Source organism: Cellulomonas sp. ICMP 17802, from assembly GCF_041295535.1.
Lineage (GTDB): Bacteria > Actinomycetota > Actinomycetes > Actinomycetales > Cellulomonadaceae > Cellulomonas.
The window spans coordinates 115160-131823 of the sequence record NZ_JBGFQZ010000001.1 but is presented as its reverse complement, the minus strand read 5'-3'; the positions used below and the strand labels follow the sequence as shown (position 1 = coordinate 131823).

Annotated in this window: 27 protein-coding genes; 15 read left to right on the top strand and 12 right to left on the bottom strand. The window is 74.3% G+C overall.

Going from position 1 to position 16664, the window contains the following annotated elements:
- Positions 1–30: 30 nt before the first annotated feature.
- A complete protein-coding gene (locus AB5970_RS00740) occupies positions 31–663 on the bottom strand; it encodes a DUF4126 domain-containing protein (RefSeq protein WP_370501985.1) in 633 nt (210 codons plus the stop codon).
- Positions 664–767: 104 nt separating this feature from the next.
- Between AB5970_RS00740 and AB5970_RS00735 the strand changes: the two genes are divergently transcribed.
- Positions 768–1349, top strand: coding sequence for a dihydrofolate reductase family protein (locus AB5970_RS00735; protein WP_370501984.1), 582 nt, complete (start codon positions 768–770; stop codon positions 1347–1349).
- Between the two features lie 54 nt (positions 1350–1403).
- Here the strand turns inward: AB5970_RS00735 and AB5970_RS00730 are convergent, their stop codons facing one another.
- Entirely contained in the window at positions 1404–2186 is a 783-nt protein-coding gene (locus AB5970_RS00730; protein ID WP_370501983.1) for an alpha/beta fold hydrolase, read from the bottom strand.
- Between the two features lie 49 nt (positions 2187–2235).
- Positions 2236–2589, bottom strand: coding sequence for a VOC family protein (locus tag AB5970_RS00725; protein WP_370501982.1), 354 nt, complete (start codon positions 2587–2589; stop codon positions 2236–2238).
- Positions 2590–2623: 34 nt separating this feature from the next.
- Here AB5970_RS00725 and AB5970_RS00720 point away from each other — a divergent pair, with 34 nt between their 5' ends.
- Positions 2624–3019, top strand: coding sequence for an SRPBCC family protein (locus tag AB5970_RS00720; RefSeq protein ID WP_370501981.1), 396 nt, complete (start codon positions 2624–2626; stop codon positions 3017–3019).
- Here AB5970_RS00720 and AB5970_RS00715 read toward each other — a convergent pair.
- On the bottom strand, positions 3016–3420 hold the full coding sequence (locus AB5970_RS00715; RefSeq protein WP_370501980.1) for a RidA family protein: 405 nt from the start codon (positions 3418–3420) through the stop codon (positions 3016–3018). The genes AB5970_RS00720 and AB5970_RS00715 overlap by 4 nt on opposite strands.
- Before the next feature lie 140 nt (positions 3421–3560).
- Between AB5970_RS00715 and AB5970_RS00710 the strand changes: the two genes are divergently transcribed.
- The 4 genes from AB5970_RS00710 (at position 3561) to AB5970_RS00695 (ending at position 5737) form a co-directional block, all read left to right on the top strand.
- Positions 3561–4109, top strand: a complete 549-nt coding sequence (locus tag AB5970_RS00710) for a M15 family metallopeptidase (RefSeq protein WP_370501979.1) — start codon at positions 3561–3563, stop codon at positions 4107–4109.
- 63 nt (positions 4110–4172) lie between these two features.
- Positions 4173–4820 carry a VOC family protein gene (locus AB5970_RS00705; protein ID WP_370501978.1) on the top strand — a complete coding sequence of 216 codons (648 nt, stop codon included), beginning with the start codon at positions 4173–4175 and terminating at the stop codon, positions 4818–4820.
- A gap of 40 nt (positions 4821–4860) precedes the next feature.
- Entirely contained in the window at positions 4861–5316 is a 456-nt protein-coding gene (locus AB5970_RS00700; protein WP_370501977.1) for a helix-turn-helix transcriptional regulator, read from the top strand.
- Between the two features lie 10 nt (positions 5317–5326).
- Positions 5327–5737, top strand: coding sequence for a VOC family protein (locus tag AB5970_RS00695; protein ID WP_370501976.1), 411 nt, complete (start codon positions 5327–5329; stop codon positions 5735–5737).
- A gap of 3 nt (positions 5738–5740) precedes the next feature.
- On the opposite strand, the gene AB5970_RS00690 is transcribed toward AB5970_RS00695, so the two are convergent.
- Both AB5970_RS00690 and AB5970_RS00685 read right to left on the bottom strand, forming a co-directional pair.
- Positions 5741–6019, bottom strand: coding sequence for a hypothetical protein (locus AB5970_RS00690; RefSeq protein ID WP_370501975.1), 279 nt, complete (start codon positions 6017–6019; stop codon positions 5741–5743).
- A gap of 1 nt (position 6020) precedes the next feature.
- Positions 6021–6500: an NINE protein gene (locus tag AB5970_RS00685; protein WP_370501974.1), complete on the bottom strand. Its 480-nt coding sequence runs from the start codon at positions 6498–6500 to the stop codon at positions 6021–6023.
- A gap of 169 nt (positions 6501–6669) precedes the next feature.
- On the opposite strand from AB5970_RS00685, the gene AB5970_RS00680 reads away from it, so the two are divergent.
- Positions 6670–6849 (top strand): hypothetical protein, encoded by a 180-nt coding sequence (locus AB5970_RS00680; RefSeq protein ID WP_370501973.1) that lies wholly within the window; start codon positions 6670–6672, stop codon positions 6847–6849.
- Here AB5970_RS00680 and AB5970_RS00675 read toward each other — a convergent pair.
- Both AB5970_RS00675 and AB5970_RS00670 read right to left on the bottom strand, forming a co-directional pair.
- Complete coding sequence (locus AB5970_RS00675; RefSeq protein ID WP_370501972.1) at positions 6827–7642, bottom strand: class I SAM-dependent methyltransferase; 816 nt, start codon at positions 7640–7642, stop codon at positions 6827–6829. The two genes, AB5970_RS00680 and AB5970_RS00675, sit on opposite strands and share 23 nt — an antisense overlap.
- A gap of 42 nt (positions 7643–7684) precedes the next feature.
- Entirely contained in the window at positions 7685–8020 is a 336-nt protein-coding gene (locus AB5970_RS00670; RefSeq protein ID WP_370501971.1) for a hypothetical protein, read from the bottom strand.
- A 61-nt stretch (positions 8021–8081) separates the two neighbouring features.
- On the opposite strand from AB5970_RS00670, the gene AB5970_RS00665 reads away from it, so the two are divergent.
- From AB5970_RS00665 to AB5970_RS00655, 3 genes are read left to right on the top strand one after another with little or no spacing between them, the layout of a single operon-like run.
- On the top strand, positions 8082–8750 hold the full coding sequence (locus tag AB5970_RS00665; protein ID WP_370501970.1) for a pyridoxine/pyridoxamine 5'-phosphate oxidase: 669 nt from the start codon (positions 8082–8084) through the stop codon (positions 8748–8750).
- A gap of 42 nt (positions 8751–8792) precedes the next feature.
- On the top strand, positions 8793–9527 hold the full coding sequence (locus tag AB5970_RS00660) for a class I SAM-dependent methyltransferase (protein ID WP_370501969.1): 735 nt from the start codon (positions 8793–8795) through the stop codon (positions 9525–9527).
- 20 nt (positions 9528–9547) lie between these two features.
- A complete protein-coding gene (locus tag AB5970_RS00655) occupies positions 9548–9931 on the top strand; it encodes a VOC family protein (RefSeq protein ID WP_370501968.1) in 384 nt (127 codons plus the stop codon).
- A 4-nt stretch (positions 9932–9935) separates the two neighbouring features.
- Here AB5970_RS00655 and AB5970_RS00650 read toward each other — a convergent pair whose 3' ends face one another.
- A complete protein-coding gene (locus AB5970_RS00650; RefSeq protein WP_370501967.1) occupies positions 9936–10430 on the bottom strand; it encodes an FBP domain-containing protein in 495 nt (164 codons plus the stop codon).
- Between the two features lie 229 nt (positions 10431–10659).
- On the bottom strand, positions 10660–11559 hold the full coding sequence (locus AB5970_RS00645) for a phosphotransferase (protein ID WP_370502523.1): 900 nt from the start codon (positions 11557–11559) through the stop codon (positions 10660–10662).
- Between the two features lie 103 nt (positions 11560–11662).
- Here AB5970_RS00645 and AB5970_RS00640 point away from each other — a divergent pair, with 103 nt between their 5' ends.
- Positions 11663–12124 carry an SRPBCC domain-containing protein gene (locus AB5970_RS00640; RefSeq protein WP_370501966.1) on the top strand — a complete coding sequence of 154 codons (462 nt, stop codon included), beginning with the start codon at positions 11663–11665 and terminating at the stop codon, positions 12122–12124.
- The gene (locus AB5970_RS00635; protein WP_370501965.1) at positions 12121–12456 is read left to right on the top strand and encodes an ArsR/SmtB family transcription factor; all 336 of its coding nucleotides are present in this window, start codon (positions 12121–12123) and stop codon (positions 12454–12456) included. The genes AB5970_RS00640 and AB5970_RS00635 overlap by 4 nt, the downstream gene beginning before the upstream one ends.
- Here AB5970_RS00635 and AB5970_RS00630 read toward each other — a convergent pair.
- Positions 12440–13213 carry an aminoglycoside phosphotransferase family protein gene (locus AB5970_RS00630; protein ID WP_370501964.1) on the bottom strand — a complete coding sequence of 258 codons (774 nt, stop codon included), beginning with the start codon at positions 13211–13213 and terminating at the stop codon, positions 12440–12442. The genes AB5970_RS00635 and AB5970_RS00630 overlap by 17 nt on opposite strands.
- Positions 13214–13308: 95 nt before the next feature.
- Here AB5970_RS00630 and AB5970_RS00625 point away from each other — a divergent pair, with 95 nt between their 5' ends.
- Genes AB5970_RS00625 through AB5970_RS00615 form a run of 3 tightly spaced genes read left to right on the top strand, consistent with a single transcriptional unit; the run spans position 13309 to position 15863 of the window.
- Positions 13309–13602, top strand: a complete 294-nt coding sequence (locus AB5970_RS00625; RefSeq protein ID WP_370501963.1) for a DUF1905 domain-containing protein — start codon at positions 13309–13311, stop codon at positions 13600–13602.
- A gap of 42 nt (positions 13603–13644) precedes the next feature.
- The gene (locus AB5970_RS00620) at positions 13645–15564 is read left to right on the top strand and encodes a M3 family metallopeptidase (RefSeq protein WP_370501962.1); all 1920 of its coding nucleotides are present in this window, start codon (positions 13645–13647) and stop codon (positions 15562–15564) included.
- On the top strand, positions 15561–15863 hold the full coding sequence (locus AB5970_RS00615; protein WP_370501961.1) for a hypothetical protein: 303 nt from the start codon (positions 15561–15563) through the stop codon (positions 15861–15863). Before AB5970_RS00620 ends, AB5970_RS00615 begins: the two co-directional genes overlap by 4 nt.
- 16 nt (positions 15864–15879) lie before the next feature.
- On the opposite strand, the gene AB5970_RS00610 is transcribed toward AB5970_RS00615, so the two are convergent.
- On the bottom strand, positions 15880–16659 hold the full coding sequence (locus AB5970_RS00610; protein ID WP_370501960.1) for an isocitrate lyase/PEP mutase family protein: 780 nt from the start codon (positions 16657–16659) through the stop codon (positions 15880–15882).
- Positions 16660–16664: the final 5 nt, after the last annotated feature.

The following is a 16664-nucleotide window of genomic DNA, read 5'->3' as shown; positions in this document are numbered from 1 at the left end:
TCTCCTGCGGGCTGCTCCCTCGAGCAGCGGCTAGGGGACGTCGACCGGCGGCGGCTGCGAGACCTCGTGCGACGGCTCCCCGGGCTGCCCGCCGCGCCGGCGTCGTGCGCGGATGCGGAACCACACGACGACCAGCCCGATCAGCCCGACCAGCACCAGCAGGGGCGCCAGGATCGCGGCGAACGACAACCCGGCGCTCGTGACGTCCTCGGCGGTGCTCACCACGGGTGCGCCGGTGCCGAGCGTCGTGACGTTCACGATGGGCCGCGCGGTGGCCTTGGCGCCGTGCACGACGAGGGCCAGGACGATGCCCACGGCCACCGGGATCCACTGGCCGGACGACACGAACGCGCCGGGATCGGTGACGACAGCGGTCTGCGAGCTCGCGCCGGCACCGAACGCGATGCCACCCGCGGCGGGCCTGACGACCGTCTGCACCACGTCGTTGACGCTGTCGACACCGGGGATCTTGTCGGCGACGACCTCGAGCGCCAGCAGCACGGCCAGCACGGCCAGGACCCAGCCGTTCCCGAGCCACTCCCAGCCGGGAGGCAGGTTCACCAGGTCGGTCCACCGCGAGAGTGCGCCGAGGACCAGCAGCGGGATGTACGCGTTGAGCCCGGCCGCGGTGGCCAGGCCGGTGCCGGTGAGCGCCTCGAGCATCCGGCCAGCATCTCACCGCCTCCCCGACGGCGTGCCGCGAGCGCGGTTGCCGCCCGGCGCCGGGGCGAGCAGGGTGAGGACGACCCGGGAGGACGGAGGACCCGATGTCCGAGCTGCTCGTTGACTTCATCATCTCGCTCGACGGCTACGCGTCCGCGGAGGGCTGGCCGGGGTACTGGGGTCTCGAGGGGCCCGAGTACGTGTCGTGGCGCGACGCGTCGCCCGAGGCCGAGCACACGATCCTCATGGGCGCGACGACCTACCGGTTGATGGCGGAGTTCGCGGCCGCGTCGGACGACCCGAGCTTCGCCTCCCTGACCGAGCTGCCGAAGGTGGTGTTCTCCTCCACGCTGCGCGAGCCCGTGGCGTGGGCTCGCACGCGCGTCGTGCGCGAGGACCCGGTCGAGGAGGTCCGGGCGATGAAGGCGGACGGCGCGTCGCTGCGCACGATCGGCAGCCTCACGCTGTGCCGGTCGCTGCTCGAGGCCGGCCTGGTGGATCGCTTCCGCGTGGTGGTGTTCCCGGTGATCACGGGGAAGACGGGACGCGAGCGGATCTACGACGAGTATCCGGACGTCGCCCTCGAGCTGCTGGAGAGCCGCACCTTCGACGGCCGCCTGCAGCTGCTGGACTACCGCCCGACGGTGCTCACCGGGCCGCCAGGCACGCAGCCATCGCAGGCCTGACGGTCGGACGGACTGGTCCGGGCGGCCGGACCCCCAGGCTGCCGGTCGAGCGCCTCAGACCCGGTCGATGAGCTCCCGGAACGCGGCGAGCGCCTCCTCCGCGCGGTCCGTCCCGACGAACCCGTGCTCGGCGCCCTCCAGCTCGACCACCCGGCACGCGACCCCGGCGCGCTCGCAGGCCTGCGCCAGCGCGCGCGACTCGGGCAGCAGCGAGTCCAGGGTCCCGACGACCACGACCACGCTGGGCAGTCGCGCGACCTCACGGTCGAGGCGCGGGGCGTCGGCCAGGTCGCTCACCCGGGCCCAGGCGCGGAAGGACGTCGCGGACAGCTCCCGGTCGGGGCCGGCGGGTCGCGCAGCGTCGTACGACGCCAACGTCAGGTCGACGTTCGGGTTGGTCAGCAGGAGGCCCGCGAGGGGGACCGCCGAGCGCTGCGCGGCCCGGATCGCCACCGCCCCTCCCGCGGAGTCCCCGCACAGCAGCACCCTCGCGAACCCGTCGCCGACCAGGAGCTCGAGGCCCGCGAGCGCGTCGGCCGCGGCGTCGTCCAGCGTCGACTCGGGCGCGAGGAGGTAGTCCACCGACAGCACGACGACGCCGAGCCGCTCGGCGAGCCGCCGGCAGTAGCCGTCCTGCAGCTCGAGGTCGCCGAACAGGCCGTACCCGCCGTGCAGGAACACGACCGCCGCCGCCGGCGCGTCGACCGCGGGCACGTAGCGGCGCATCGCCACCCCGGCGTGGGTCAGGTCGTCGACCGCACCGGCGAACTCGCGGCGGGGCCGGGCGACGGCGCGCTCGTGGGCGTCACGGCGCAGGCGTTGGACATCGACGGTCACGCGTCAGATCGTGCCTCGACACGCGCGGTCGGCGCCGCTCGTCGCCCGCTCAGGCGGGCTGCCACAGCTCGATCCGGCGGCCCTCGGGGTCGGTGACCCAGCCGAACCGACCGACGCCGTCCATGTCCTGCGTCTCGTCCGACACGTCCGCGCCGGCGGCGCGCAGCTGGGACAGCATCGCGTCGAGGTCGCGGACCCGGAAGTTGAGCATGGTCTGCTGGGTGGGGGACCCGAAGTAGTCGGTGCCGGGCTCGAACGCCGCGAACACGGTCGGTCCAGCCTCCTGGCCCCAGAGCCCGTGCTCGTCGACGTCCAGGCCCAGGCAGTCGCGGTACCACGCGGCCAGCGCCGCGGGGTCGGACGCCCGCACGAAGTACCCACCGATCCCCACCACGCGTTCCATGCCGCCATCGTGCCAGCCGTGCAAGCATCGCGACATGACCGAGTCCCGGCACCTGAGCGTGTTCGTCGCCCGACCGGTGGCGCAGGTGTACGCCTTCGTCGCCGACCCGGCCAACCTGCCCCGGTGGGCTCCGGGCCTGGGCAGCGCGGTCGTGCACGACGGCGGCCACTGGTTCGTCGAGACGCCCGCGGGCCGGGTGCGGGTGACGTTCGCGCCGCCCAACGAGTACGGCGTCCTCGACCACGAGGTGCTCACGCCCACCGGCGAGTCCGTGTACGTGCCGATGCGCGCGCTCGCCGACGGCGACGGCTGCGAGGTGGTCTTCACGCTGCGCCGCGCGCCGGGGATGAGCGACGACGAGCTCGAGCGGGACACGGCCCTGGTGCGGGCCGACCTCGCCCTGCTCAAGAAGGTCGTCGAGGGCCTCTAGGCGCTCGGGAGCACCGCGGCGATCGCGCTGACCTCGATCAGCGCGCCCGGCACGCCGAGCCCGGCCACCCGCGCGGCGGTGACGAGCGGCGGCGCCCCGGGGCCGGCCAGGCGCGGCGCGATGGCTCCGTAGGCGGCGGCGAGGTCGGCGTCGGCGGCGATGAGCACGGTCCACTGCACGACGTCGGCGAGTGTCGCGCCGGCCGCCCGCAGCGCGGTCTCCGCGTTGTCGATGGTGCGCGCGGACTGCTCGGCGACGTCGTCCGACACGATCGAGCCGGTGTCGTCGACGCCGTTCTGGCCCCCGACGTAGATGGTCGTCGCGCCCGCAGGCACGACGGCGACGTGGCTGAACGCCGGGCTCCGGACGAGCCCAGCCGGTTGCAGGCGGGTGATCTCCATGGGACCCACCGTGGCACGCGCCACCGACACGACCACCACCCACGGGAGGATCCGGGTCCGACCCCGGGTCCACGCGACCGGTCCCGCGAGGCGCTCCTGGGTGGACGCGGAGCGCGGTGCCCGGAACGCACAGTGACAGCGTGACCCTCTACATCGGCAGCCTCCCGGAGCGCGTGCGCCGCCGGCGTGCCCGGACGACCGGCATCGCCCTGCTGACCGGCGCGTGCGTCGCGGTCGCGGCGGCCGCCTACGCCCTGTCCACGGCGGGGGTGCGCGGGTCGGACCGGCTCGCGGTCGCGTCCCCGCACGTCGCGCACGGGCTGGACCCCGAGCTCGAGCGACGGTTCGTGGCAGCCCAGGCGGCCGCGGCGGCCGACGGCGTCGAGCTGACCCTCACGTCCGGGTGGCGGTCCGCCGCGGAGCAGCAGGCGCTCGTCGACGCCGCGGTGGAGCGCTACGGGTCGCTCGAGGAGGCGCACCGGTGGGTTCTCCCTCCCGAGTCGTCGGCGCACGTGCAGGGCCTGGCGATCGACGTGGGTCCGACGGACGGCGCGCTCTGGCTGGAGGAGCACGGGGTCGAGCTGGGCCTGTGCCGCGCGTACGCGAACGAGCTGTGGCACTTCGAGATGCTCGCCGACGGCGCCACCGCGTGCCCGGCCATGCACGCCGACTCCTCGGACGGCTGGTGACGGGTTCGGATCGAGCAGGAACCGAGAAGCACCGCCGGCCCGCCCCGACCTAGCGTCGTCGGCATGGCAACCATCGACTCGATCACCCTGCAGGTGGCGGACCCCACGGCCGCCGCGAACTTCTACCGCGACGCGTTCGGGCTTGACGCGCCGCTCCGCTTCCAGGCCTCGGACGACCCGACCACCGGGTTCCGCGGCTTCACGCTCTCGATCACGGTGCCGCAGCCCGCGGACGTCCGCGCGCTCGTCGACGACGCCGTCGCCGCGGGCGCCGAGCCCGTGAAGCCGGTCGAGAAGACGTTCTGGGGCGTCGGCGGCGTGCTCCGGGCCCCCGACGGGACGCTCTGGAAGATCGCGACGTCGGCGAAGAAGGACTCCGGCCCGGCCACCCGGACGATCGACAAGCTCGTGCTCCTGCTGGGTGCGACCGACGTGGCCGTGAGCAAGCGGTTCTACGTCGAGCACGGCTTCGTCGTGGCCAAGAGCTTCGGCCGCAAGTACGTGGAGTTCGAGTCGTCGGCGAGCCCGGTGACGCTGGCTCTGTACGGGCGCCGCGCGCTGGCCAAGGACGCCGGGGTCGCGCCCGACGGGGACGGGTCGCACCGGCTGGCGATCGCCGGTGACGCGAGGGCGTTCGCGGACCCCGACGGCTTCGCGTGGGAGCCGGCGCCGGCGCAGGTGCGCGAGGAGGTCGCAGAGGCCGATGTGTGACGGCCGTCGCGCGCAGGCGGCCCTTTGCTACGGTCGGAGCATGACCCCGCAGGAGCTGGAGAACCTCGCTCACCTGCGCCGCGCCCGGGACCTGATCGACCGCGACTACGCGAAGCCGCTCGACGTCCCGACCATGGCCGCCAAGGCGCTCATGTCCCCCGCGCACTTCTCGCGCCAGTTCCGCGCGGCCTACGGCGAGACCCCGTACAGCTACCTGATGACCCGCCGGATCGAGCGGGCGATGGCGCTGCTGCGGGCGGGTGTGAGCGTCACGGACGCGTGCATGGAGGTCGGCTGTACGTCGCTCGGGTCGTTCAGCTCGCGGTTCACGGAGATCGTCGGCGAGACCCCCACCGCCTACCGGCGCCACGAGCACGCGGCGGTCAAGGCGATGCCCACCTGCGTCGCCAAGGTCCACACGCGACCTACACGCTCGGCATCATCGAGCGGGACATCGAGCAGGATCAGAGAAGCGACGCCGGAGAGCGCGTCCTAGGGTCCCGTTCATGACCATCGCACTGCAGTACACCAACATCACCGTCAACGACGTCGACGAGTCGATCGCCTTCTACGGCGACGCGCTCGGGCTCAAGGTCCAGAACGACGTGTCGTCCGGCGAGTACCGCTGGGTGACCCTCGGCAGCGACGCGCAGCCGGGCCTCGGGATCGTCCTGTCCGTCCCGCACGCCGGCCGCTCGCAGGCCGACGGGGACACGCTGCAGGAGCTCCTCACCAAGGGTGTCCTGCCGATGCTCGTCTTCCGGACCGACGACGTCGACGCGACCTTCGAGACCCTGCGCGCCTCGGGCGCCGAGGTGCTCCAGGAGCCCATCGACCAGCCCTGGGGCCCGCGCGACTGCGCGTTCCGGGACCCGTCGGGCAACATGGTCCGCATCAACCAGAACCCGGCGGGCTGACCGTCAGAGGTACGCCTCCAGGGCGGACGCGCTCCGTCGGGCGGCGTCGGCGTGGACCGTCTCGCCGGCCTCGAGGAAGACCACCGACTCGTCGGTGAGCCGCTGGACGGCAGTCGTGACCAGGCCGTGCACTCGCGCCTGCGTGAACGGCAGCCCGTCCACGCGCTCGCCGTGCTCGGCCCACCCGACCACCAGCCGCAGGGCGCGGGCCTCCGCGCCGTGCGGGTCGTCCATCGCGTGCAGGTCGCTGCGGAGCTGTCGGAGCAGCGGTGCCTCGTCCATGTCAGCCGCGCAAGGGTCGACCGCGTGCGTCGCGCGAGAACCGTCCGCGGCGCACGCACAGGTACAGCAGCCCCTCGACGAAGCCGCACATGCCCATGACGAGGGCCGCCAGCCCGAGCGTGAAGAAGCCGCCGACCACCGTGATCGCCAGCATGATCAGGCCGCGCCGCCAGTAGCCGAGGTACATGCGGTGCAGCCCGAGGCCGCCGAGGAACACCCCGAGCAGGCCGGCCACCACCCGCGAGCGCTGCCAGGTCCACGTCCAGGTCAGGGCGGGGCGCGGTCGTCGTCGGACCGTCTCGCGGGCCGGCGCCACGACCGCGTCCTGCACGTCCGGCACCGGGCCCGGCGGGTACCGCACCGTGGCCGAGAGGGGCTGGTACGGCGGGTCCGGGGCGCGCTGCGGGCGACGCGTCACCACGGGGCGCTCGAGGATGTCGTCGAGGTCCAGCTGGAGGTCGAGGTCGATCGTGTCGGTCACGGGGGCTCCCGTGGGTCGTGCGTGCGAGGGCAGGTCATCCGAGCGTAGGCCCGCCCGGCCGCCCGCGGGAGGGGCACGAGCCGAGGTCCGGGCAGCGACGCCGGGGAGGCCGGAGCCCTAGGGTGGTGGACCGGGACGATCCACGGGTGCGGGGCGGACGGGAGCAACCATGGCGAGCGGTGCGGGTGCCGGCGGCGGCGCCGTCTACGGCCTCGGCTTGATCGGCGGCGCGGTCTACTACTTCCAGCAGGCCGACACGTTCTGGCTGTTCGTGCTGGCGATCCCCAAGGCGCTCGTCTGGCCGGCGATCGTCGTGTTCGAGCTGCTCAAGAGCTTCTACGGCGCCTAGCGACCGTGACGAGGTGTGAGCTGAGCCCCAGCAGGCTCGGCTCCGCCTCGATCGCCCGCGCGGACGCGAGCACGACCTCGCGGTCGCCCGCGTCGTCGAGCGCCGGGACCAGCGGGCGGATCCAGTGCGCGAGCCCCTCCACGCCGACCGTCTCCTCCACGTCGAGGCCCACCTCGGTCGCCTCCGCGGGGAGCTCCTCGGGGCGGTGGAAGTACGCCGTGGTGAACCAGCGCGGGTCACCGGTGGGGTTCTCGTGCACGCCGGTCGCCAGGTCCTGCGCGACGATCGCCCGGAACGCGGGGTCGAAGAGGTAGCCCTGCGCGAGGCCGTCGAAGAGCGACGCGAACCGCGAGATCGCCATGGCGACGACGACGCCGCCGGGCTCGACGACCCGCAGCGCCTCCCGCCACGCCGCCAGCCGGTCCGCGCGGTCGGTGAGGTGGTAGAGCGGGCCGAGCAGCAGGACGGCGTCGACCGACGCGTCGGGCAGGGCCAGCGCGCGGGCGTCGCCGACGGTCGCCGTGAAGCGCTCGTGCCGGCCGAGGTTCTGCGCTGCCCGGGCGACGTGCCCGGGCAGCAGATCGACCAGGTGCACGGTGTGCCCGTCCGCGAGGAGCCACTCGGCGTGCACGCCCGTCGCCCCGCCGACGTCGAGCACGCGCGCGGCCGGCGGGAGGTGGCGCCGGACGATCTCCTGCACCCGGGCCAGCTCGAGCAGCCCGAGGCCCTGCCGCAGGCGCGTGTCCTCGTCGAAGGCGGTGTCGTAGTGGTCGTGGATCGGCGGCTCGGCCATCGCGTCACCGTACGCGCGGGCTCGGCGACGGAGCACGAGGAATCAGGAGAACGCGCTCACGACCACCAGCGCCACGAGCCCGACGGGGGCGAGCGCCGCCAGGACGAGGGTGGTCCGCGTCCGCCACGGCGGTGCCCACCCGCGGCGCGCCTGCACGACCGCGACCGGCAGGGCGACCAGCGCCGGGACTGTCGAGTACAGGAGGACGACGGCCGCGGCCAGGTCGCCCCAGGACTGCGGGTCCCGCGCCCCGTCGACCGCGTAGCTCGCGGCCAGCCCCGCGCCGACCGCCGCGAGCCCGGCGAGGAGCAGCGCGGTCCAGCCGATGACCGTGGCCCACGGGAAGGCGCTGGTCCGGACGTCGTCGCTCGCGGTCATGGCAGGACGGTACCGGCGTACTCTCGCCGGAGGTTCGGCTGGGACGGCGATGGGTGGTGGCGTGCGCACGGAGTACTCCGGGGACGGGCTCAGCGAGAGCGAGCTGGCACCCACGCCGCTCCAGCACGTCCGGCAGTGGCTCACCGACGCGCAGGCCCGGCAGGCCGAGCGCGGCGACGTCGTCGAACCCACCGCGCTCTCGGTCGCCACGGTGGACGCCGACGGCCGCCCGAACGTGCGGACCGTCCTCATGCGCTTCCTCGACGCGCGGGGTCCCGGGTTCGTCACCGACCTGGGGTCCGCCAAGAGCACGGAGATCCTGGCGACCGGCGGCGTGGCGGCGTCGCTGACCTGGCCCGCGATGTACCGGGCGGTCCGGTTCCGTGGCCGCGCGGTGCCGATCGGGCGCGACGAGATCGCCGAGTACTTCGTCACCCGGCCCTGGGGCTCGCGGATCAGCGCGTGGGCGTCGGACCAGTCGCGTGCCGTCGCCGACCGGGCCGCGCTGGTGGCGGCCTACGAGCGGTACGCCGCCCTCTACCCCGACACGGGCGCGCCCGACGACGTCCCCGTCCCGGACGGCTGGGGCGGGTGGCGGATCGACTGCGACGAGGTGGAGCTGTGGGCGGGCCGGCGCGACCGCCTGCACGACCGCCTGGTGTTCACGCGCGTCGCGGACGGGGATCTCGACACCGCGGCCGCGTGGACGGTGCACCGCCGCCAGCCGTGAAAGCCGTGGACGGCGCGCGCCCGCGCTGCCATGGTCGGCGGCATGGACCAGGACCAGCTCTGGGACGCCGAGACCGCCCGGCGCTATGACACGCCGGGCACCGGCATGTTCGCGCCCGAGGTGCTGGGCCCCACCGTGGACCGGCTCGCGGCGCTCGCGGAGGGCGGTCGGGCGCTCGAGCTCGCGATCGGCACCGGCCGCGTCGCCGTGCCGCTCGCGGAGCGCGGGGTGCCCGTGGTCGGCATCGAGCTCTCGCGGCCGATGGTCGACCAGCTACGGACCAAGGTCGACGAGGCGACGATCCCCGTGGTGGTCGGCGACATGGCCACGTCCCGGGCACCGGGCGAGTTCACGCTCGTCTACCTCGTCTACAACACGATCTCCAACCTGCTCACCCAGGAGTCCCAGGTCGAGTGCTTCCGCAACGCGGCCCGCCACCTGGCGCCCGGCGGGCGGTTCGTCATCGAGCTCTGGATCCCCGAGCTCCGCACGCTCCCGCCGGGCGTCGAGGCCACGGTCTGGCACGTCGAGGACGGGTACATCGGCCTCGACACCTACGACGTCCTGCACCAGCGCGTGGTGTCGCACCACTTCCGGTTCGACGACGGGCGCCAGGCGACCCTGGGCCGCAGCCCGCACCGGTACGTATGGCCCGCCGAGCTCGACCTCATGGCGCAGCTGGCCGGGTTCGCGCTCGAGAGCCGGCACGCCGACTGGTCGGGCGCGGAGCTCACCGCCGGCTCCCGCTCGCACGTGTCGGTCTACCAGCTGCTCTGAGCGGTCGGCAGACTTGCTGCATGCGATCACGGTCGGACGGCATGTGGTGGGGACTGGCCATCGAGGCCCCCGACCCGTCAGCCCTCGCGGGGTTCTACTCCGCACTGCTCGGCTGGCCGGTCGGGCACGAGGAGCCCGGGACGTCGATCCTCCAGGCGCCCGGCGGCGCCAGCTTCGTGGTGGTCCAGCAGGCGGAGGGCTACCAGCCGCCGGTGTGGCCCCCGGTCGACGGGCAGCAGAGGCCGATGATGCACCTCGACTTCCAGGTGGGTGATCTGGAGTCCGCCGTCGAGGACGCGCTGGCGCTGGGCGCGCGCGAGGCGGACGCGCAGTTCCAGCCGAACATCCGCGTGATGATCGACCCCGCGGGCCACCCGTTCTGCCTCTGCCTCGACGAGGACTGACGCGTCAGAGCTCGCGCAGCACCTCCCGCGCGAACCGCTCCGAGCGCTCGCGCAGGCCCTCGATCCGGCGCTGCACGACGCCCGCGGGGTCCTGGCCCGCCTCGATGATGGTCGGCTTGCGCCGGACGTTGCCGGAGCAGTCGAAGCTCGTGCAGATCAGGGTGCCGATGGTGTCGCCGTTGCGCCCGGGCCCGCCGGCGCGGCGCGCGACGTACATGGACACGTCCTCCGTGGCGTAGACGTCCTCGCACCACGCGCAGACGGCCCGGCGGCGCTTCGCGGTCCCTTCCGGGGAGCGCAGCGTGACGCCGACGAGGGTCTCGCCGACGGGCACGACGACGTACGCGCGCAGGGGTGCCTTGCGGTCGATCCACCCGAGGTAGTCGAGGCGGTCCCAGCGCAGGTCGGCCAGGTCGGCGGGCAGGGTCAGCTGGGCGGCCTCGCGCTTCGAGCAGTTCACGAAGGACGCGCGGATCAGGGGTTCGGTCAGGGGGTTCATGGGTCTCGGCTCTCGTGCGGCGTGGAAGGGCACGCCTGAGCGCCGACGGCGACGTCGGTGGTGGCGCCGGGTGGCGTCAGGCGTGCTGGGCGGGCGTCCGGTCGACGCCTGAGCAGGCCTGGACGGCCGCCCCGCTTCCCCGCTGCATCGTGATGCGCTCCGATCCGATGGCCGGGGCTCGTCCCGCGGCACACGTCGGATTCGATGGTGCGCCGCGACGACGGCGGAGTCAAAGCGGTTCGAGCGCCAGGGGCAGCAGGCCGCCCGGCGCCGCGACGTCCCGCGCGATGGCGAGCGCCCGGGAGCGCTCGTCGGCGGGCGCACCGGTGTCGAGGGCGTCCGCGAGCCAGAGCCCGGCATCCTCCACGGCTCGCACGCACCGGTAGAACGTGAGCCGACCCTCGTCGGGCTGGGATCCGTAGCCGTCGAGGAGCCGACCGCGCTCGCGGTCCGTCCGGGCGCCGAACCGACCCATGCCACCCAGCAGCAGCGCGAGGTCCCGCTCGGGGGCGGCGACGACCGCGTCGTCCCAGTCGACCAGCACCGGCCCCTCCGCGCTGAGCACGACGTTGCCCAGGTGAGGGTCGCCGTGGCAGATCACGGGCACTGCCACGGGAGGATGCGCCTCCGCGAGCGCCACCGCGGCGGACACCCGGGGCCCGATCGCGCGCCAGTGCTCCGCGGCCTCGCGGCCAACGGGGTCGTCCGCGGTGGCCAGCCTGCTCTCGACCAGCGCGACCGCGTCGACCGCGCGCCGGGCGCCGTCGTCGGCGGGGAGCGTCGGGCCCGCGTCCACCGGGACCGCGTGCAGCCGGCGCAGCAGGTCGCCGACGCCCTCCCAGTCCACGCCCGAGCGGCCCGCCACCCACCCGGCGACCGACAGCCGCCGACCGTCGCGGTCGCTCCACCACGCGCCGCCGACCGTGCGGAGGTGCACGGGCATCCCCCGCAGCGCGAGCGTCGCGGGCAGGAGGATCCCCGCCGCCGACCCGCCGGAGGTCCACTTGACCGCGTAGCGGGCGCCGTCCGCGGTGACCGCCTGCCACACCTGCGCGGCGCTGTCGGACCCGCCCGCGGCGCGCAGCTCCACCACGGCCAGGCCGAAGTCGGCGCGCAGCCAGTCCACCATCGACACCGGGCCAGGCTAGATGCAACCCCACAGTTGCGACGACGAGATATCTCGTGCAACCCTGACGTTGCACGACTGACCGCTCGAGCCGGAGGAAACGACCATGACCCAGCAGCCCGCCGTCGTCGACACGGAGAGCTACACCGTCTCGCGCACGGTGCACGTCCGGGCGACCCCGGCCCGGGTGTGGGCCGCGCTCACCCGCGACGACCTGATCACCCGGTGGTTCGGCACCATGGCGTCGCTGCCCGACCTGCGGGTGGGTGGCGAGGGCACGTTCGGGTTCGAGGGCTACGGGGAGTTTCCGGTGCGGATCGAAGAGCTCGACGAGCCCGTGGTGTTCGCGTTCCGGTGGGGCACGCCCGCCGAGCCGATCCGCCCGGACAACTCCACCCTGGTCCGGTTCACGCTCGTGGCCGACGGGGACGCGACCGTGCTCAGCGTCGTCGAGTCCGGCTTCGACCTGCTGGGCCGCGACCCGTTCGAGGCGATGAGCTCGAACCGGCAGGGCTGGACCGAGGAGCTCGACGAGCTGGTCGCGTACCTCGAGGGCGCCGACCGATGACCGCGACCCTGGTCCCCGTGTTCGCCGCGCTCGCGGACGACACCCGGTGGGCGGTCCTGCAGGAGCTGGGCAGGCAGGAGCGGTCGGCGTCCGCGCTGGCCACCCGCCTCCCGGTCACCCGGCAGGCCATCGCCAAGCACCTGACCGTGCTGGCGGACGCGGGCCTGGTCGAACCCGTCCGGGTCGGTCGCGAGATCCGGTACCGGGCGCTGGGCGCCCGGCTGAGCGAGACCGCCCGGGCGCTCGAGGCGATCGGCGCCGAGTGGGACCGCCGGCTGTCCGCGATCGCGCGGATCGCCGAGTCGCTGCAGGACGTCACGCCTCCGCGGTGACCTCGCGGATCACGTGCCGGGCGTTGGCCGCCAGCGCGGGGTTGGTGTCGCGGTAGTACGGGAGCTGGACCAGCGCCTGCGCCAGCGCCCAGGCCCGCGCCCGGGTCCACGTGACGTCGTCGACCTCCAGCGCCTCCCGGAACACGGCGCGCGCCGACGGCGGCAGGAGGTTCCACGCGACGCCGAGGTCGAGCGCGGGGTCGCCGATCCCGATGCTCGCGAAGTCGATCAGGCCCGTGAGCCGGTGGTCGACGAGCAGCAGGTTGCCGGGCGCGAGGTCGCCGTGCACCCAGGACCGCTGCCCGGTCCACTCGGCGGTCGCGAGCGCGTGCTCCCAGATCGCCGTGACCGCCGCGGTGTCGATCTCGTCCGTCAGCGCCGCGATGTCGTCCCGCACCTGGGCGTCGCGGTGCGCGAGGGGCCGGGCCCTGTCGACGCCGCCCTCGAGGTCCATCGCGCGCACCGCCCGCAGCAGCGCGGCCAGGTCGCGGGCGAGCACCGCCGGCTCGTGCAGCTCGCCCAGCCGCGGGTTCTCGCCGGGCACCCAGGTGAGCACCGACCAGGTCCACGGGTACTCCGGGGTCGGCTCCCCGACCGCCACGACCCGCGGGACCGTCACCGGCAGCCGCCCGGCGACCAGCGGCAGCCAGTGCGCCTCGTGGTCGACGCCGCCGCTCGCCCAGTGGATGCGCGGCATGCGGACCACCAGGTCGTCGCCCAGCCGGAACATCGCGTTGTCGGTGCCGCTGGACGCCACGCGGGCGATCGGTCGTGCATCCCGGTGGTGGCCATCGGCGGCAGTCGACCAGGACCGGCGTCGCCGGGGCAAACCGATTGCGCCATCCTGGTCCGATGGAGCTGGAGTTCAGCGGCGAGATCATCTACTGGCGGGGGCCGTCGCCGTTCCACTACGTGCCGGTGCCCGAGGCCGAGAGCGCCAGCATCAAGGCCGTCTCGGCGATGGTCACCTACGGCTGGGGCGTCATCCCCGTGCTCGCGCGCATCGACGACACCGAGTGGGAGACGTCCCTGTTCCCCAAGGACGGCCGGTACCTGGTGCCCGTCAAGGACATGGTGCGCAAGGCCGAGTACCTCGACGTCGGCGACACCGTGACCGTCCGGCTGGTCCTGGGCGGTCCCCGCTGAAACCTGTTCGCACGCCGCGGTCCGGCGGATATCGTCGGCCGCATGCCTGCGCAGCCGCCGACCGTCTTCCCCACGGACCCCGCCGCCTGGCCGGACTTCCTGGCGACGACGGTCGACGCGTCCCTCGACGCCGCCCGGGCGCTGATCGCCCGGCTGAAGGACGGCACGCCGCGCACCACGGCCGAGGTGCTCGCCGGGTGGAACGACGCCGACATCGCGCTCGGGTCGGCGTCGGCCGTCGCGCACCTGCTCGCCGAGGTGCACCCCGACGCGGACCTGCGCCAGGCGGCCGAGGAGCGGGCGCAGGCGGCTGAGGACCTGGCCACCGAGCGGGGCCTGGACCACGAGCTCTGGCAGGTGCTGGCCGCGACCGACCCCGACGGGCTCGAGCCGGGCGCCGCGCGCGTCCGCGAGCACGTGCTGCGCGACTTCCGGCGCGCGGGCGTCGACCGCTCGCTCGAGGACCGCGACAGGCTGAGGGCGCTGGCGCAGCGGTGCACGGAGATCGGGCTCGAGTTCTCGCGCAACATCCGCGACGGCGTGCGCAGCATCCGGGTGCCGCTCGAGCAGCTGGACGGGCTCCCCGACGACTTCCGCGCGGAGCACCCCGCCGACGAGGACGGGCTGGTCACGCTGACGACCGAGTACCCGGACCTCCTGCCGGTCCGCACCTACGCGACCGACCCCGACGTCCGGCTGGCCCTGACACGCGAGCACCAGTCCCTCGGCTGGCCGGCCAACGAGCCCCTGCTGGCGGAGCTGCTGCGGCTGCGCGCCGAGCGCGCCGCGCTGCTGGGCTACCCGGACTGGCCCACCTACGACGCCGAGGTCAAGATGATCGGCTCGGGCCAGGCGATCGCCGACCTGATCGAGCGGCTCGACGCCCTCACGGCGGGTCCGGCCGCCCGCGACGTCGAGGTCATGCTCGCCCGCTACCGCCAGGACGTCCCGGACGCGGCGGCGGTCACCCCGGCCGACAACCTGTACTACGAGCAGGTCATCAAGAACGAGCAGTACGACGTCGACGCCCGCGAGGTGCGCGAGTACTTCCGGTACGACGCCGTGCTGCCCGGGGTGCTCGACGTGGTGTCGCGGCTCTTCGACATCGCGCTGGTGCCGGTCGAGGCCCCCACCTGGCACGAGGACGTCCAGGTCTACGACGTCTCCGCCGACGGCTCGCTGATCGGCCGGGTGTACCTCGACATGCACCCGCGCGCCGGCAAGTTCAACCACGCCGCGCAGTTCGGGCTGGTGCCGGGCATCGCGGGCCGGTCGCTGCCCGAGGGCGTGCTGGTCTGCAACTTCCCGACCGGGCTGATGGAGCACGACGACGTGCTGACCTTCTTCCACGAGCTGGGCCACCTGGTGCACGAGGTGCTGGGCGGCCACCAGGAGTGGGCGATGTTCACGGGCGTGGCCACCGAGTGGGACTTCGTGGAGGCCCCCAGCCAGCTGCTCGAGGAGTGGGGCTGGGACGCGGGCGTGCTGGGCTCGTTCGCTACGAACGCCGCCGGGGAGCCCATCCCGGCCGAGCTGGTGGCCGCGATGCGACGGGCGGACGGCTTCGCGCGCGGCGCCTGGACCCGCCGGCAGCTCAACTTCACGGCCCTCTCGTACGGCCTGCACGCCGACCCGCCCGCCGACCTGGCCGGGTACACCGCCGACGTCGACGCCCGCTTCGGTCCGTACACCCCGATCCCGGACACCCACCAGTACGCCGGGTTCGGCCACCTCGAGGGCTACGGGTCCGCGTACTACACGTACCTCTGGAGCCTGGTGATCGCGAAGGACCTGCGCACGGCCTTCACCGCCGGCCTCATGGACCCCGTCGTCGGCCGCCGGTACCGCGAGGCCATCCTGGCGCCGGGCGGCTCGGCCGACGCCGCCGACCTGGTCGAGGGCTTCCTCGGGCGGCCGTCGTCGTTCGAGGCCTTCGAGGCGTGGTTGGCGCAGGGCGCATGACCAGGACCGTGCAGCTGCGCCGCTACCACCTCAAGCCGCACCTGGTGGAGGACTTCCTCGCGTGGTGGCCGTCCCGCCTGGTGCCCGCCCGCGCCGCGTACGGCTTCACCGTGGAGTCCGCGTACCTCAACCGGGAGGCCGCGGAGTTCACGTGGGCCGTCAGCGCCGAGGGGGACACCGAGGAGTTCGGGCGGCTCGAGCGGGCGTGGATGGCCTCGCCCGAGCGCGCCGAGGTGTTCGAGGGCATCGACGGGTGGAACGAGTCGACGGTCATCGCGTTCGTCGAGCGGTTCGTCTGAGCGGGTCGCCCGAGCGTCAGGCGTCGTGCCGGCGCAGGCGCTCCTGCATGTCCGCGTACGAGGTGGCGGCCGGTGCCGGTCGGCCGTCGCGCACGGCGGTCGCCACCGAGACGGCGGCGTCGACCGCGGCGCGGTAGGGCAGCGAGCCCGTGCTCACGCGGCGGACGCCGAGCTCGCCCAGCTCGGTCAGGCTCAGGCCCGGCACCACCAGCACGTTCAGGGGGACCGGGATCTCCCGCGCGAGCACGCGCAGGTCGGCGGGGGCGAGGACGCCGCCGACGACGGGGACGAAGATGCCGGCGGCGCCCGCGTCGACGTAGGTGAGCGCCCGGTCGACCGTCGCGCGCACGGTGGCGTCCTGGCCGAACCAGTACGTGTCGACGCGCGCGTTGACGAACAGGTCCGGTGCCGCGTGGGCGACCGCCGCGACCTTCGCCGCGTGGCGGGCGGGCTCCACCAGCCGGCCGTCGGTGCTGTCCTCGAGGTTGATGCCGGCCACCGGCAGGTCCGCGACGAAGGCCGCGACCACCTCCGGGTCGTCGTCGTACCCGTCCTCGACGTCCGCCGAGACCGGCACGGGCAGGTGCGCCAGCCGCCGCACGAGCTCGCGGGTCGCGTCCCGGCTCGCGCGGTCGCCGTCGGGCTTTCCGGCCGCGGCGCCGACGCCGAAGCTCGTGGTGCCCACCGCCGGGAAGCCCGCGTCGACGAACGCGAGCGCCGAGCCGACGTCCCAGGCGTTGGGCAGGAGCAGCGGGCCGGACCCGTCGTGCAGCGCGCGGAACGCGGAGGCGACCATGCGCC

What these genes read in the sequence shown, in the direction of transcription:
- AB5970_RS00690 (WP_370501975.1), bottom strand. Translation starts at nt 6,019, where the DNA reads ATGGACGAGGCACCGCTGCTCCGACAGCTCCGCAGCGACCTGCACGCG.
- AB5970_RS00720 (WP_370501981.1), top strand. Translation starts at nt 2,624, where the DNA reads ATGACCGAGTCCCGGCACCTGAGCGTGTTCGTCGCCCGACCGGTGGCG.
- AB5970_RS00705 (WP_370501978.1), top strand. Translation starts at nt 4,173, where the DNA reads ATGGCAACCATCGACTCGATCACCCTGCAGGTGGCGGACCCCACGGCC.
- AB5970_RS00715 (WP_370501980.1), bottom strand. Translation starts at nt 3,420, where the DNA reads ATGGAGATCACCCGCCTGCAACCGGCTGGGCTCGTCCGGAGCCCGGCG.
- AB5970_RS00645 (WP_370502523.1), bottom strand. Translation starts at nt 11,559, where the DNA reads ATGGTGGACTGGCTGCGCGCCGACTTCGGCCTGGCCGTGGTGGAGCTG.
- AB5970_RS00610 (WP_370501960.1), bottom strand. Translation starts at nt 16,659, where the DNA reads ATGGTCGCCTCCGCGTTCCGCGCGCTGCACGACGGGTCCGGCCCGCTG.
- AB5970_RS00680 (WP_370501973.1), top strand. Translation starts at nt 6,670, where the DNA reads ATGGCGAGCGGTGCGGGTGCCGGCGGCGGCGCCGTCTACGGCCTCGGC.
- AB5970_RS00650 (WP_370501967.1), bottom strand. Translation starts at nt 10,430, where the DNA reads ATGAACCCCCTGACCGAACCCCTGATCCGCGCGTCCTTCGTGAACTGC.
- AB5970_RS00660 (WP_370501969.1), top strand. Translation starts at nt 8,793, where the DNA reads ATGGACCAGGACCAGCTCTGGGACGCCGAGACCGCCCGGCGCTATGAC.
- AB5970_RS00695 (WP_370501976.1), top strand. Translation starts at nt 5,327, where the DNA reads ATGACCATCGCACTGCAGTACACCAACATCACCGTCAACGACGTCGAC.
- AB5970_RS00615 (WP_370501961.1), top strand. Translation starts at nt 15,561, where the DNA reads ATGACCAGGACCGTGCAGCTGCGCCGCTACCACCTCAAGCCGCACCTG.
- AB5970_RS00675 (WP_370501972.1), bottom strand. Translation starts at nt 7,642, where the DNA reads ATGGCCGAGCCGCCGATCCACGACCACTACGACACCGCCTTCGACGAG.
- AB5970_RS00725 (WP_370501982.1), bottom strand. Translation starts at nt 2,589, where the DNA reads ATGGAACGCGTGGTGGGGATCGGTGGGTACTTCGTGCGGGCGTCCGAC.
- AB5970_RS00635 (WP_370501965.1), top strand. Translation starts at nt 12,121, where the DNA reads ATGACCGCGACCCTGGTCCCCGTGTTCGCCGCGCTCGCGGACGACACC.
- AB5970_RS00620 (WP_370501962.1), top strand. Translation starts at nt 13,645, where the DNA reads ATGCCTGCGCAGCCGCCGACCGTCTTCCCCACGGACCCCGCCGCCTGG.
- AB5970_RS00670 (WP_370501971.1), bottom strand. Translation starts at nt 8,020, where the DNA reads ATGACCGCGAGCGACGACGTCCGGACCAGCGCCTTCCCGTGGGCCACG.
- AB5970_RS00700 (WP_370501977.1), top strand. Translation starts at nt 4,861, where the DNA reads ATGACCCCGCAGGAGCTGGAGAACCTCGCTCACCTGCGCCGCGCCCGG.
- AB5970_RS00655 (WP_370501968.1), top strand. Translation starts at nt 9,548, where the DNA reads ATGCGATCACGGTCGGACGGCATGTGGTGGGGACTGGCCATCGAGGCC.
- AB5970_RS00625 (WP_370501963.1), top strand. Translation starts at nt 13,309, where the DNA reads ATGGAGCTGGAGTTCAGCGGCGAGATCATCTACTGGCGGGGGCCGTCG.
- AB5970_RS00640 (WP_370501966.1), top strand. Translation starts at nt 11,663, where the DNA reads ATGACCCAGCAGCCCGCCGTCGTCGACACGGAGAGCTACACCGTCTCG.
- AB5970_RS00735 (WP_370501984.1), top strand. Translation starts at nt 768, where the DNA reads ATGTCCGAGCTGCTCGTTGACTTCATCATCTCGCTCGACGGCTACGCG.
- AB5970_RS00740 (WP_370501985.1), bottom strand. Translation starts at nt 663, where the DNA reads ATGCTCGAGGCGCTCACCGGCACCGGCCTGGCCACCGCGGCCGGGCTC.